Consider the following 13,016-nt stretch of genomic DNA (forward strand, 5'->3'; position numbering starts at 1 on the left):
GATCGACAAAGAATCGACGACCGACAAGGAACCGATGACCGACAGGGATCAGCCAATCCTCGAGACGCGTTCGCTGGGAAAGCGCTTCTCGATCGGCACCCGGTTTTCGGCGGAAGGCAGGCGAACCGTCCATGCGGTCGACAATGTTTCGCTGACGGTTCGGCGCGGCGAGACTGTCGGGCTGGTCGGCGAATCCGGATGCGGCAAGTCCACGCTGGCGCGCTGCCTGGTAAGGCTCTACGACATCACGGACGGCACGCTTCTGTTCGAAGGTGACGACATCACCTCGAAGTCGCTCTCCGAACTCAGACCGCTGCGGCGGCGCCTGCAAATGGTCTTCCAGGACCCGTCCGCCTCGCTCAATCCGCGCCGTCGTGTCGGCGACCTGGTGGCCGAGCCGCTGCGCATCCACGGCAAGCTTTCGTCTCGCGAGATCACCGCGCGCGTTGCCGAACTGTTCGACCTCGTCGGGCTGTTGCCGGATCATGTCATGCGGTTCCCGCACGAATTTTCCGGCGGGCAGCGCCAGCGTGTCGGCATTGCACGGGCCATTGCCCTCAACCCCGATCTGGTCGTGCTGGATGAGCCCGTCTCGGCGCTCGACGTGTCGGTGCAGGCGCAGATCGTCAACCTGCTTGCCGACCTGCAGGAGAAGCTCAACCTCACCTACATCTTCATCGCCCATGACCTGTCGGTGGTGCGCCAGGTGTCGACCCGCATCGCGGTCATGTATCTCGGCTCGATCGTCGAGGAAGGTCCGGCGGAAAAGGTGTTCGCAACACCTGCCCATCCCTACAGCCAGGCGCTGATCTCGGCGGTTCCCGTCGTGGAGACGACGCCTAGCGGGACGCGCAAGCGCATCATCCTGACCGGCGACGTGCCGAGCCCGCTCAAGCCGCCATCCGGGTGCCGTTTCCATCCGCGATGCCCGATCGCGGCGGATCGTTGCCGCACCGAGCGGCCGGAGTTGAGGGAATATCGACCGGGCCGAAAGGTAGCCTGCCACTTTCCAACGGCATAGCCGGCCGCCCATCGGCGCCTGGACCATGGCCGACAGTTTTTTGAAAAATTCCACCGTCCGCGTGGAACCAACCGCCAAGCCGCGCGTTTCAATCGGTTCGATCGCACGCATTGCGATCGACCGGGAGGAACCAATGGACTACCTGCATTTCTTTTCGCCCGTGCGGATTTCGCGCGGGCAGGGGCATCCTGTAGAAGAAGTGGATAATGTCGCCGAGGCGATGGTTTTCTTGCGCAAATGGCCGACAGGCCGCCGCGGGCCTGTATATCAGTGCGCGCTGAATTGCTGCGCGGCCGCGTTGTCGGGCCAGATGTCAGCCGAAGAAGCAAGAAAGGCGTTCACCGGCTTTGCCCGGATCACGCGGCTTCTGGACGACGACATGGCGTTGCCCGTAGCCGGCGAAAACATGGCGGACATATACGCGCTGCGGCGTTAGGAGCCATGGCTTCACAGGCGTAGCCCTCGCGTCGTGATAGCGCGCGGGGGTGCGTTGGCGCGCGGCGCTAGGTTATCAGGCAGATTGAAAGGGGGGCGGCAAATACGCTACTTGTCACTGCAATGCATATTCGACGCCACCGCCGGAAGCCTGTCCAGGAAAACGCTCCATGGATGCCACCGGCTCGACAACGTCTGCTGCAAAGGCACCTGTCGCGCTCATGGCCGCAGCCAAAAAAAATATTCCTGAAAATAGCCGCATGAATGCCAACTGCACACCCCCGCGCATCTACAGGGATCGCGTCGTTGGTGGTTACGGCGTCAAAGACGCGTCGCCGCCATATCAGTGGCGGATCGGGCGCAGTCTGGCATAAAGCCAGTAACGTCTGGAGGGCACTAGACCAACCGCTGTCGTGTGCACTATGTGTGCGGTGAGAACCTCGATATAGGCAAGTGGTTTCCGCTGCGGCGGCGTAACCACAAATTAGGCTACTTTCAGCGGCGTCTATCGCCAAATTCGTCTGTCGTTCCAGCGGGGTATTGGACGGACCGAGACATAACAAAGATCGTAAAATTGGTATGTTATCTCCCAAACTTGCCATAGCCCCTATGATGGATCGGGCAGATACATAAATAAAATCAGCTAGTTACGAGCTTCTGTGTGCAAAAATCGCACACGAAAGTTCTGCTTCTCTTCTTTTTTCGTTCCCACGATGGAGCCGCCGATAGCCCTTTTGGGATGCTCTTGTGCCGACGGCATTCGCCTCCCCAATGCGGCTGTTCGCCGGATTTCCGTCGAACCTCATTGTCCCGCTCCAGGTGTCCAGCTGTGCAGCTTGACCGGCTCAATGAAAGCTTTTCGAACGTTCAGGGGTGGCGCGCTTGAACACACAGCCAAGCGTCACGACGGGCCGCTATGGGATCATGTCACTCGGCGTGGTCAAGCAGCGCGTGGAGCTTGTGAATTCGATCTGCTATCCGGCCAGAAGCATCTACACAAGCGAGAGGTTGCCGGCTTAGCGGATCGCCTTCCTCATTCCAGCGGCCGCGAAGAACAGCCAGCCAATGACATGTCGGAAGAAATAGATGCACGAGCCCCAAATCGCTAAGCATCGCAACCACGAATAGCTTCTCACCGGAAGAAACATCCTTCACGAAGCATGGGGGCGACAGGCATAAATCCAACCATAGTGAAGGCCCAGCTACCCCCCCCCATTGTCGGGATGACGTTACGAACCGCAGTGCCGCACAGAGCAGCAGCCCTTAGCCGGCCGTTCTACGCCCCGTCTGCATCGTTTCATAAGCGTGATGCTCGAACTGGCTCCGGGCGTTCTCGTGCCGCGTCAGGAAACAGAGTTGCTCGCGAAGGGGCGAAGACGAACTGCTACCTGACGGCGGCAGAGGCCATTGAGTTCGGCCTTATCTCGGAAATCCTCGATTGAAGCCCTGCCGCAAACCGGAGCGCCGCTCATCAATCGCCCTCCTGTTTGCGATGGCGGTGTTTTTCGATTTCCTCGGGCTCTTCATCGTCGATGCGCGTGATGTTGGAAGCATTGTGATCTGATCGCAGGATCTCGTCCAGTTTGGCATGGATGGCCTGGGTATCGCGGTGCTCTGCTCGCTGAATGAACAGCGTCATGGCCCAGGTGAACAAGGTGGCCGCTCCATGCCAGTCCAGGCTCTGTCGCTCGAAGATCATCCAAAGCACCGCATAGACCAACAAGATCAGGAATGCCGCGGGACGAGAGGTCAATGTGCCGATTGAGGTAAGCACGCGGGTGACGGGATGGTTGGTCATCCCAAAGAACTTGCGGCGGCGAGCCTTGTTCCCGAGCGCAGTACATTGCGCCGCCATGAGCCTGCCAGGCGCGACAGGCTAGTTGACAGTATGATGGTTGCCGATCGTGCCTAGCTACAACGCTGGCCATGCGATTGCCGGGTGCGCAATCATCAGCCAGAAAATGGCGAGGACCGCGCCGAAAGCCGGGAAGCCGAAGACAAACCAGCGTCTGAACAGTTGATTGTAGCGCTCGGGCGGGGCCTGGTTGGATAGGGCGGCCTGTGTCGCCAGATTTCGCATCTCGATCTGCATCCACACGACAGGCAGCCAGAACACGCCGGTTGCGATGTAAAGCAGGATCGAGAGGACGATCCAGCCTTCGGACAGTGAATACCCCGCAAGCCAAGCAAGGCCTAGTCCGGTCAGAGGTTGTGCGACAACCGCCGTAGCCGTGAACAGGAAATCAGCCAGGACGACAATACGGGCGACCGCGGCGATCGTCGCGGCGTTTCCGGTCCGGTGTGCCATAAGCATGAAAAACGCGATGCCGGCGCCAGTCCCGAGCAGCACAGCCGCACCGATGACGTGCAGGTATTTGAGCACAAAGTACATCATCAGCGTTCCTCCAGAATGGCCAGCGCTGCAAAATGCAAAACGAGGATCGGGAAGATTTTCAACAGCGGCCCGAGTGGCTCGTACCAAAGATCCGGCCGCAGAATGCTCCCAGCGATCGCATAGAAAAGCGTTACCGCGATAGCGCCGAAAAGACCAAGCCGGCTGGTTGGACGCCAAGCGATAAACGCCCCCACGACCATGTCAGCCAGCGCGCCGGCGACGACCGCCGGTTCGGCCAAGGCGCCGGCAGCAGTGCCAATCAGCAAGTCAACTCCGCTGCGCCAGCCGACGGTGAGGGAAATGATACCGGTCAAAATCCAGAAGAGCGGCAAAACGACAAACAGCGCCGGCTTCACAAAGTAAAGACCGGCGAACCATCGCTCCTGCACCGTCGCAGGATTTAGACGTAGCGCGGCTGTAAGACTAGATGGCTGAATGGCGGTCACCCTCATCCACGGCTGGGGATCGCCGACAGCGCCACGCGTGATCTCTTTTGCAGCATTGGTGCGCATCGGCGGGCGCCAGCCTAGCTGAGCCGCGGCATCCCCCAACCTGTACAAGGTAGCTGCGGTCCAATTGGGCAAGATGAACTCTTGAGCACTGCTCCATCCGAACCAGCGGCGATAGCAACCCACGACCTCTCTCATCGAAAGCGCCTCGGGCCCAGCCAGATCAAGTGTGAGGCGCGATGGACTGCCGGGTTCGAGGAAAAAGAGAACGGTGGAGATCACGTCATCGAGCTGAACGACCTGGAGCCGGCCCGTGTCGGGCATCACAGGCAAGAGCGGCAAAGCCGCGAGGCCGCGAAAAAGCGCACTGGCGCCGAAAGCCGGCCTTCCCAGAACTACCGATGGGCGCAGGATCACCCAGTCAAGACTGCGCGCCATCAATGCTTCATCGCCGGCGAGCTTGCTGATGGAAAAGGCGGACGGCTGCTGGCGATCGACCCCGATGGCGGAAAAGTGGATAACCTTGTTCACATCTGCCTGCTCACACGCGATGAAGAGAGCCGAGGCGCCGGTCGAATGGACATGCCGGGTGTTTTCCCGGGCACTATCCTGCAGAACGCCGGCACAGTTTACGACGGCGTCCACACCGGCCAGATAGGGCGTCCAATCCTCAGGTCGCAAGGCCCGCGCCATATCCAGAGAAATTGTTGGGATATCCGGGTGGACGCCAGTACCTGGGCGGTGAAGCACGCGAACTACCTCATGTTCCTCACCTGTCAGGCGCGCGCAAAGCGCGTCCCCAATCAGACCCGACGCGCCGGTGACGAGAACTTTCATTCCTTCCTCCCGCCGTTCGCCGGCGCGTGCGCCTTCATAGACCCGGCCACCGCGCCGGAGAGAACCTGATCAAGGCCGAAGCCAGCAGTGTCACACCGGTGGAACAAGCTCCAGGCGACAATGCAGCGAAGAGTGGCCGGCGGTAGAGTGCGTTCGCATCTGCAGGTCTACTTCATCGACATTTCGGCGCCGGCTTGGCGCAATCGCGCAGGTCGTTGTGAATGTGAGTTGCAGCCGTGGCGGCATGTCCGAACGAAACGGCAATTTGATTGAGCCCCTCCGCCACGTCACCGATGGCATAGAGCCCTGGCGTTGAAGTCTCAAGGTGCCGATTGACCAGGACATAGCCCTCTTCGTCACGGATAGCCCCGAGCGCAACCGCGAGTTCGGAGCGTACGTCGCAGCCCATGGAGGGGTACACCACATCAATGTTGCGCAGCGGGGCGCCCTCGGCCATGACGACATCGAACCCGGTTCGTCGAGGGATCAGGTCATCGACAGCGTCCCAGATTTCTACTCCGCCTGCCAATGCGACGTCGCGGGCAGCCTCGGAAACATCATCCGGGTGGTTGGCGAGCAAGGCAACTCGACTGCCATATTCCTTCAGGAACAGAGCCTCCCTGACGGCGAGATGCTCCGGGCCAACGACGCCGATGCGGCTGCCCCTGGCCTCATACGCATCGCAAACCGGGCATAGTCTGACAATGCCATCCGCGATCGCCTGCTGCAGTCCTTTAATCGAAGGTGCCTTGTCCACAATGCCCGTTGCCAGAATTACGCGCCTTGCTTGGACCATCCCGCAGGCCGTCGTCAGAAGAAAATATCCCTCGCGTTTTTCGGCGTGAGCTACGTAACCGTCGGCGACACTCGCCCCGTATAGACGTGCTTGGGCTCGTAGGCGGCCGAGCAGTTCTTCCCCGTTGATGCCGTCGGGGAAGCCGGGACAGTTATGGCATTTTGGAATGAGCTTGGCACGCGCATCCCCCGCGTCGAATGAGATCACCGAACGCAGAAACCTGGCCAAATACGTGGCTGCGGCGAGCCCTGCTGGGCCGCCGCCGACGATAGCAACGTCAAAAATTTGTGAGCCGGAAGAACATGGCATAGCGCCCAACCCACGCGAAACAACCTTGTTCCACGTGGTGTCGAATGGACACCCAACAAGAGCGAGCCTTGAACCGAGGCATAAACGTCGTAGCTGCCATCCCGTGAATACAGCGCCACCAGGAAAGTGAAGCCGTCATGGAACTTCGGATCACCGCCGTGCTTAATCTGGCGAAAGGGTCTGAGATGGGCGCGACCAGAGAATCTTTTGAAAATTGGTTACAGGAGAACGTCGGCACCCTTCCTGGCAGAGAGGAAGTCAGCGTCACGGTGCTCGCCCAGCAATTCGAACAGGATGCCGAGGTGGCTGGTTACGGGCACGACGTAAGGGAGGACGAACTCGGAAACATCGAGGATGCTTTCGAGCAAACGATAAAGAACGCCGCGGTGCAGAGCCTGAGATCCGAAGGGGACGATCTGGCGCCTGTGATGGACGCGCTGGAGGTCGATGATCCCAAGAGGGGGCCGTAGGCCCTAACAACCGCCTTCCGTTCGCCTGACCAATCCCGCGGGAGGTGGCATAGCGAGGCCCGTCTCGTAATGGGCGCCAGGTCAATTCCGAGTTAGTTCCATGCACCGTAGAGGAACATTCCTGCCGCCAAGACGTTAGCTGAGTTCCTTCACACCGGTGCTGCTCCGTGTTAACTGCGAACCTCCCAGGCGAATGGCTCACCCGGCACGAACAGGGCCACATCTCGCGGCGGACGGCTCTTGCAGGTATCGGTTGCTGGCTGCTGGCTGTTTCCTCGGAAGCCGAGGCACGGCCACAGCCGCGCGTGCGGTTTGGCGTGCTGGGATATGGCACCGCTGCTTGGGAAGTCGACGTCATGCGGCGGCACGCGTTGGACACTGCATTCGGAGTATCAATCGAGGCGCAGCGGCTTGCTGGAGCCGAAGCGGGCAAGACCGCATTGTTGGCGGGCAGTGTCGACGTTATCGTTTCGGATTGGGTGTGGGTTATGCGCCAGCGGAGCGAAGGCGCCGATCTGGTCTTCTATCCCTATTCTCGTGCCGTCGGCGCATTGGAACTGCCACAAGGTTCGCCCATCCGAACTCTTGCGGACCTCAAGGGCAAAAGGCTGGGGATCGCGGGTGGGCCGCTGGACAAAAGCTGGATTCTGTTGCGCGCGCTCGGCCTCCGTCAGGTGAAGCGCGATCTTGCTGAAGAGGTGTATCCGGTGTTCGGCGCGCCGCCTTTGTTGGAGCAGGAATTCCTGGCGCGGCGACTGGATGGCCTGCTGACATTCTGGAATTTCGCCGCCCGTCTCGAATCGGGGGGAGCAAGGCCTCTGCTCAGCGTCGCGCAAGTGCTGCAGGGGCTTGGCGTATCCAGGGAACTGCCGATGCTCGGCTACGTCTTCCATGAAAGCTGGGCCCGAGCCAACCCGATCGCCCTCGCGCGATTCACGAACGCCACTGTGGCGGCGAAGTCGCTGCTCGCGTCCTCGGACGACGAATGGCGGATGCTTGCGCCGCAATTGGGCACTGACGATCTTCACCTCCAGGCGGCGCTACGCGACGCTTATCGGGCCGGAATCCCTCGTCGCTTCGGCAAAGACGAACGTGATGGCGCGGCGCGGTTGTTTGCAATTCTGGCTGAATTGGGCGGCGAGGATCTGGTCGGCAAGGCAACGAGCTTGGATCCCGGTGTTTTCTGGCCCATACTGGCTTGAGCTGGCGATCATGACCGAGGTCTCAGCCATTACCACCAACATTCAGCGTTGGCAGTCCGCTGCGGCATTGCTTGCCATGGTGCTTACATGGCAGATCGCGGCATCGATTGCCGCCAATAGGCTGTTTCCCGGTCCGGTCCAGGTTGTGTCGGTTCTCTTGCACGAAGCGGTTCGGGGCGAGCTGCTGTACCATCTCGGCATCTCGCTCGCCCGCGTCGCCGCAAGCCTTGGGGCGGCAATCCTGATCGGAGCGGTCCTTGGCTATGCGGCAGGCCGCTCGCGCAGGGCCGACGTCTGGATGAGGCCTTGGATCGTGTTACTCCTCAACATGCCGGCGCTGATCACCGTCATCCTGATATATATCTGGCTGGGCCTTGCCGACACGGCGCTTGTCCTGGCCGTCGCGCTCAACAAGATCCCCAATGTTGTGGTGACTATCCGTGAAGGCGCCGGCCGGCTAGACAAGGACTTTGCCGAAATGGCCGAGCTCTATCGTTTCGGCCGCGCTGCGATGCTGCGGTATGTCGTGCTGCCGCAACTGGCGCCTTTCTTCCTGGTCACCCTGCGCAACGGGCTGGCACTGACGTGGAAGATCGTGCTGCTCGCCGAACTGCTCGGCCGCTCCAACGGCGTCGGGTTCCAGCTGCAGGTCTATTTCCAGAACTTCGACGTCACCCACATCCTTGCCTATGCCATCAGTTTCGGCGTCGTGATGCTTGCCATAGAGTATGGGCTGCTTGTGCCGTTGGAACGCCGTCTGCTCGCATGGCGACGCTGATGCTCAGGATCAGAATCGAGGAGAAGACTTTCCCGGGTGACGACGGCCAACGCCGGACGATCTTTTGTCCGCTGTCGCTCGATATAGCCGACGGGCAGGTCTGCGTCCTGACCGGCCCGTCCGGTGTCGGCAAGTCGACGCTGCTGTCGATCGTTTCGGGGGTCGACGGCGAATTCTCCGGCAGCGTGAGCGGCCGCGCGCTTCCAGTAGGCATGCTTTTCCAGACGCCGAGGCTGCTGCCGTGGCTCACCGCCTTGCGCAATGTCGAACTCGCCGTCCCGGGCCACGCGCCCGATGCCGCCCGGTGGCTCGCCGCTGTCGGCTTGAAAGGTCATGAGCAGGATTTTCCGCAACGTCTCTCGGGCGGCATGGCGCGGCGCGTAGCGCTCGCCCGGGCGCTCGCCGTCGAGCCCGCGCTCCTGCTCCTCGACGAGCCGTTCGCATCACTCGACGAGGCGACGGCGCAAGCCATGCGCCGCCTGCTGCAGGATAGTTTCGCCAAGCGGCGCCCCACCACGCTGCTGGTCACCCACGATCTTGCATACGCCTCGTCGCTGGGCGACCGGGTCATCGTTCTGGAAGGATCGCCGGCGCGCATCGTGCGCGATGTGGCAATCTCACGTCGCGATGAAGCCGGATCGTCGCGCTTTAGGCTGGGAAGTCCGGTACAATGAGACTGGTGCTGGCCCTTCTCTGTCTTCTGTTGATCGCCGGCCCTGGCGCCGCCGAGGAACAGACGATGCTAATCGGCTATATCGGCCAGCAGCGCAAACCGGCTCTGCCCTTGGGACCCCTTGACGAAACCGTCGCCGATGATGGCCTGCAAGGCGCAAGGCTCGGTATTGCCGACGACGACAGCACCGGCCGGTTTCTTGGGCAGAAATTTCGGTTGGAGGAAAGGATCCTGGCGCCCACTGAACCTCCGGCCGACGCGGTAAGGCAATTCGCCAATGCCGGCATCGTCTTTGTCATTGCCGATCTCGATGCCGGTCAGCTTCTGCAGGCCAGTGCCGCGCCCGGAGCCGAGCGGATGACGTTGCTCAACAGCCGAGCGCCGGACGACGTGCTGCGCCAGCAGGATTGCCGCAGGAACGTGCTGCACACGATTCCGAGCCGCGCCATGCTCGCCGACGGGTTGGCGCAATATCTCGTCTGGAAGCGGTGGCAGCATTGGTTCCTGCTTGTGGGGCCGCACCCGCAGGATCAGGCCATGGCGGCGGCTTTTCGAAGGGCGGCGGCTCGCTTCGGAGCCGAGATCACGATCGACCAGCCGTGGACGTTCAGGCCCGCCAACGGACGCGCCGATACCGGGCACGTCACGTTGCAAACCGAAATACCCGCGGTCACGCAGGTCAGCGACTATGATGTGCTCGTGGCCGCCGACGAGGCGGATGAATTCGGCGCCTACCTCGAGGGCCGCACCGCCCTGCCGAGGATCATCGCCGGCACGCAAGGGCTGGTCGCGACCGGCTGGAGCCCCGTGAGCGAGGAGTGGGGCGCAACTCAACTGCAGGATCGGTTCCGCAGGCAGGCGGGGCGGTGGATGCTGCCCAGCGACTACGCCGCCTGGCTCGCGGTACGCAGCCTCGGCGAGGCAGCGACGCGTCTGCACAGTCTCGATCCCGCGGCAATCGGGAGATACATGCGCGGCGACACGTTTCTTCTCGCCGGCTTCAAGGGGCAGGGGCTCAGTTTCCGTGCCTGGGATGGACAGATGCGCCAGCCCATCTTGATCGCCGGGCCGCGCCTGCTGATTTCCAGCTCGCCGCAACCGGGCTTCCTGCATCAGCGCACGCCGCTCGATACCCTAGGCATCGACCTGGAGGAGAGCCTATGCAAGTTCTGATGGCGCTGTTGCTGGCGTCGTTCGCACTTCCTGCTCCCGCCGCCGCCGAGACCATCTACGTGTCCAACGAGCAGGACAATACTGTCGCGGTCGTCGATGGTGCGACAATGACCATGCTGGCGACGATCGACGTCGGCCGACGTCCGCGTGGACTGGCGCTTTCGGTCGACAACAAGGCGCTGTTCGTCGCGGAAGGTGACGACAACCGCATCGACGTGGTCGACGTCGCGACGCGCCGGATGGTCGGGCAGTTGCCCTCGGGAGCCGATCCGGAATTCTTCGTGGTCCATCCGGACGGCAAGCGGCTGTTCGTGGCCAACGAGAACGACAATCTGGTGTCGGTAGTGGACATTGCCGCCGCCAAGGTCATCGGCACGGTCGATGTGGGCGTCGAACCGGAAGGCATGGCGGCCAGCGCCGATGGCCGCTATGTCGCCTGCACGTCGGAGACCACCAGCATGGTCCATCTGATCGACGCAGGCACGCTCGAACTGGTCGACAATCTGCTCGTCGACACCCGACCGCGAGCGGCTTCATTCTCGCCGGATGGTAAGCAATTGTGGGTCTCGTCGGAGATACGGGGCACCGTCACCGTCTTCGACACGGCAACGCGCGCGCAAACCGGCAAGATCGAGTTCGCGGTGCCGGGTATCCGACCCGAGGGCGTGCAGGCGGTCGGCTTGGCCATTTCGCGCGACGGCGCGACCGCCTACGTGGCGCTTGGACCAGCCAACAGGGTGGCTGAAGTCGATGTGAAAACGCTGACGGTCCGTCGGCTCTACCTTGTTGGCCTACGGCCCTGGCACGTTGCGCTCTCCGCCGACCAGAAGCGTCTGGTCAGCGCCAACGGCAATTCCGGCGACATCTCCTTTATCGATATCGAGAACCAGGAGGTGGTGAAATCGCTGCCGGTAGGCCGCGGTCCATGGGGCGTGGTGATCGGCCCATGAACGTCTTGTCGGTCGAGCATCTCAGCCACAGTTTCGGAAGCCGGCGGGTTCTGGACGAGGTGTCGTTTTCGGTGCCGGAGGGCGGGATGTGCATTCTGCTTGGACGCAACGGCGCCGGCAAGACGACATTGTTCTCGCTTGTCACCGGGCTCTATCACGCCCGCGCCGGGTCAGTCCTTGTCCTTGGCCATGCGATGAAGGCGAGCCCGTCAACCGCTCTTGCTCAAATGGGTGTTGTCTTCCAACAGCTGACGCTTGACCTCGACCTGACGGCCGGCGAGAACCTGCGCTACCATGCTGCCCTGCATGGGCTCTCCAAGGCGTTGAGCAAAGAGCGGTCCATTGAGGAGCTCAGCCGGCTCGAAGTGGCCGACAGGATCGACGATCCTGTCCGCGCGCTTTCCGGGGGGCAGCGTCGCCGTGTCGAGATCGCACGCGCTCTGATGCATGACCCACGCCTTTTGCTGCTGGACGAGCCGACCACCGGGCTCGACGTGCCGGGCCGCCGCGCGCTCGAGCGGCACGTAAGGGAGCTTTGCCGTGAGCGCGGCATTGCTGTTCTGTGGGCAACGCATTTTCTGGAGGAACTAACGGCCGATGACGATGTGGTGGTGCTGCATCGAGGAACAGTACGCTGGGCCGGCCGCGCCGATCGCCTCGCTGCCGATCTCGGTGTCGCCAGCACGGCGGAAGCCTTCGCGTTGCTGACGGGGGCCGAATGAAAACGTCTCACGCCGTGCGGGCGCTGAACGGTATCCTGCGCAGGGAGATGCTACGCACGCTGCGGCAACGCGGCCGATTGCTCTCAGCGATGGTAAGGCCGCTTGTCTGGCTGGCGATCTTTGCCGCCGGCTTCCGCTCCGTTCTCGGCCTGTCGATCACGCCGCCCTACCAGACCTATGTGCTCTACGAAGTGTATGTGGTGCCCGGGCTGGCGGCCATGATGCTGCTCTTCCACGCCATGGCGAGCTCGCTGGCCATGGTCTACGACCGCGAGATGGGCAGCATGCGCCTGTTGCTGACGGCGCCGTTGCCACGCTGGTACCTGCTTGCCGCGCGGCTGCTGGCCAGCGTCATTGTCGTCATGCCTCTGGTCTATCTATTCCTAGTTATCGCGCGCTATTGGGACGTCCGGCCGCCGGCTCTCGGCTATGTCGCGGCGTTTCCGGCGCTCTTGCTGTCGGGCCTGATGCTTGGCGCCTTCGGATTGCTCGTATCGTCGGTCTCGACGCAAATGGAGAACTTCGCCGGCGTGATGAATTTCGTCATCTTCCCGATGTTCTTTGCTTCGACGGCGCTCTATCCGCTGTGGCGTCTCGCCGAGGCGGGGCCGGTCCTGGCAACGATCGCCGCGTGGAACCCGTTCAGCTCGGCGGTCGAGTTGATCCGCTTTGCGCTGTATCTGCGGTTCGATGCCGCTTCAGCCTTCGTCGTATTCATCTGTCTGCTCGCGTTCTTCCTCGCTGCCGTGGTCGGTTATGACCCCGGTCGCGGCCTGTGGTCGCGGCGCCCCGGAAGCTGAACGATA

15 protein-coding genes and 1 pseudogene are annotated in these 13,016 nt (G+C 62.0%); 12 read left to right on the forward strand and 4 right to left on the reverse strand.

Translation table 11 applies throughout. The annotated features are described in order from the left end of the window. Positions 1-34: 34 nt before the first annotated feature. The 4 genes and pseudogenes from FJ978_RS01170 to FJ978_RS33475 form a co-directional block, all read left to right on the forward strand. Positions 35-1,021, forward strand: coding sequence for a dipeptide ABC transporter ATP-binding protein (locus FJ978_RS01170; protein WP_140569881.1), 987 nt, complete (start codon positions 35-37; stop codon positions 1,019-1,021). A 25-nt stretch (positions 1,022-1,046) separates the two neighbouring features. Beyond that, positions 1,047-1,457: a DUF982 domain-containing protein gene (locus FJ978_RS01175; RefSeq protein WP_246678015.1), complete on the forward strand. Its 411-nt coding sequence runs from the start codon at positions 1,047-1,049 to the stop codon at positions 1,455-1,457. Positions 1,458-1,626: 169 nt separating this feature from the next. After that, positions 1,627-1,830 carry a hypothetical protein gene (locus FJ978_RS01180; RefSeq protein WP_140569532.1) on the forward strand — a complete coding sequence of 68 codons (204 nt, stop codon included), beginning with the start codon at positions 1,627-1,629 and terminating at the stop codon, positions 1,828-1,830. Between the two features lie 913 nt (positions 1,831-2,743). Continuing rightward, positions 2,744-2,824: pseudogene (locus tag FJ978_RS33475) on the forward strand (methyltransferase); the annotation flags it as partial. A gap of 103 nt (positions 2,825-2,927) precedes the next feature. Here FJ978_RS33475 and FJ978_RS01190 read toward each other — a convergent pair. The 4 genes from FJ978_RS01190 to FJ978_RS01205 form a co-directional block, all read right to left on the reverse strand. Further along, positions 2,928-3,254, reverse strand: coding sequence for a low affinity iron permease family protein (locus FJ978_RS01190; protein ID WP_140569884.1), 327 nt, complete (start codon positions 3,252-3,254; stop codon positions 2,928-2,930). Positions 3,255-3,368: 114 nt separating this feature from the next. Then, positions 3,369-3,851, reverse strand: a complete 483-nt coding sequence (locus FJ978_RS01195) for a DUF2269 domain-containing protein (RefSeq protein ID WP_140569534.1) — start codon at positions 3,849-3,851, stop codon at positions 3,369-3,371. Then, positions 3,851-5,137, reverse strand: a complete 1,287-nt coding sequence (locus FJ978_RS01200; RefSeq protein WP_140569535.1) for an SDR family oxidoreductase — start codon at positions 5,135-5,137, stop codon at positions 3,851-3,853. Before FJ978_RS01200 ends, FJ978_RS01195 begins: the two co-directional genes overlap by 1 nt. A gap of 172 nt (positions 5,138-5,309) precedes the next feature. Next, positions 5,310-6,242 carry an NAD(P)/FAD-dependent oxidoreductase gene (locus FJ978_RS01205; protein ID WP_013895454.1) on the reverse strand — a complete coding sequence of 311 codons (933 nt, stop codon included), beginning with the start codon at positions 6,240-6,242 and terminating at the stop codon, positions 5,310-5,312. A 137-nt stretch (positions 6,243-6,379) separates the two neighbouring features. Between FJ978_RS01205 and FJ978_RS01210 the strand changes: the two genes are divergently transcribed. The 8 genes from FJ978_RS01210 (at position 6,380) to FJ978_RS01245 (ending at position 13,010) form a co-directional block, all read left to right on the forward strand. After that, a complete protein-coding gene (locus FJ978_RS01210; RefSeq protein WP_140569537.1) occupies positions 6,380-6,712 on the forward strand; it encodes a hypothetical protein in 333 nt (110 codons plus the stop codon). Between the two features lie 167 nt (positions 6,713-6,879). Further along, positions 6,880-7,914: an ABC transporter substrate-binding protein gene (locus FJ978_RS01215; RefSeq protein WP_013895456.1), complete on the forward strand. Its 1,035-nt coding sequence runs from the start codon at positions 6,880-6,882 to the stop codon at positions 7,912-7,914. Between the two features lie 10 nt (positions 7,915-7,924). Then, positions 7,925-8,692: an ABC transporter permease subunit gene (locus tag FJ978_RS01220; protein ID WP_013895457.1), complete on the forward strand. Its 768-nt coding sequence runs from the start codon at positions 7,925-7,927 to the stop codon at positions 8,690-8,692. After that, a complete protein-coding gene (locus tag FJ978_RS01225) occupies positions 8,692-9,366 on the forward strand; it encodes an ATP-binding cassette domain-containing protein (protein WP_049802469.1) in 675 nt (224 codons plus the stop codon). The genes FJ978_RS01220 and FJ978_RS01225 overlap by 1 nt, the downstream gene beginning before the upstream one ends. Beyond that, positions 9,363-10,538: a branched-chain amino acid ABC transporter substrate-binding protein gene (locus FJ978_RS01230; protein WP_013895459.1), complete on the forward strand. Its 1,176-nt coding sequence runs from the start codon at positions 9,363-9,365 to the stop codon at positions 10,536-10,538. Before FJ978_RS01225 ends, FJ978_RS01230 begins: the two co-directional genes overlap by 4 nt. Next, positions 10,526-11,488, forward strand: coding sequence for a PQQ-dependent catabolism-associated beta-propeller protein (locus FJ978_RS01235; protein ID WP_140569539.1), 963 nt, complete (start codon positions 10,526-10,528; stop codon positions 11,486-11,488). Before FJ978_RS01230 ends, FJ978_RS01235 begins: the two co-directional genes overlap by 13 nt. Next, positions 11,485-12,210 carry an ABC transporter ATP-binding protein gene (locus FJ978_RS01240; protein WP_013895461.1) on the forward strand — a complete coding sequence of 242 codons (726 nt, stop codon included), beginning with the start codon at positions 11,485-11,487 and terminating at the stop codon, positions 12,208-12,210. Before FJ978_RS01235 ends, FJ978_RS01240 begins: the two co-directional genes overlap by 4 nt. Continuing rightward, complete coding sequence (locus FJ978_RS01245; protein WP_013895462.1) at positions 12,207-13,010, forward strand: ABC transporter permease; 804 nt, start codon at positions 12,207-12,209, stop codon at positions 13,008-13,010. Before FJ978_RS01240 ends, FJ978_RS01245 begins: the two co-directional genes overlap by 4 nt. The last annotated feature ends 6 nt before the right edge of the window (positions 13,011-13,016 follow it).

Source organism: Mesorhizobium sp. B1-1-7 (assembly GCF_006442705.1).
Lineage (GTDB): Bacteria > Pseudomonadota > Alphaproteobacteria > Rhizobiales > Rhizobiaceae > Mesorhizobium > Mesorhizobium opportunistum.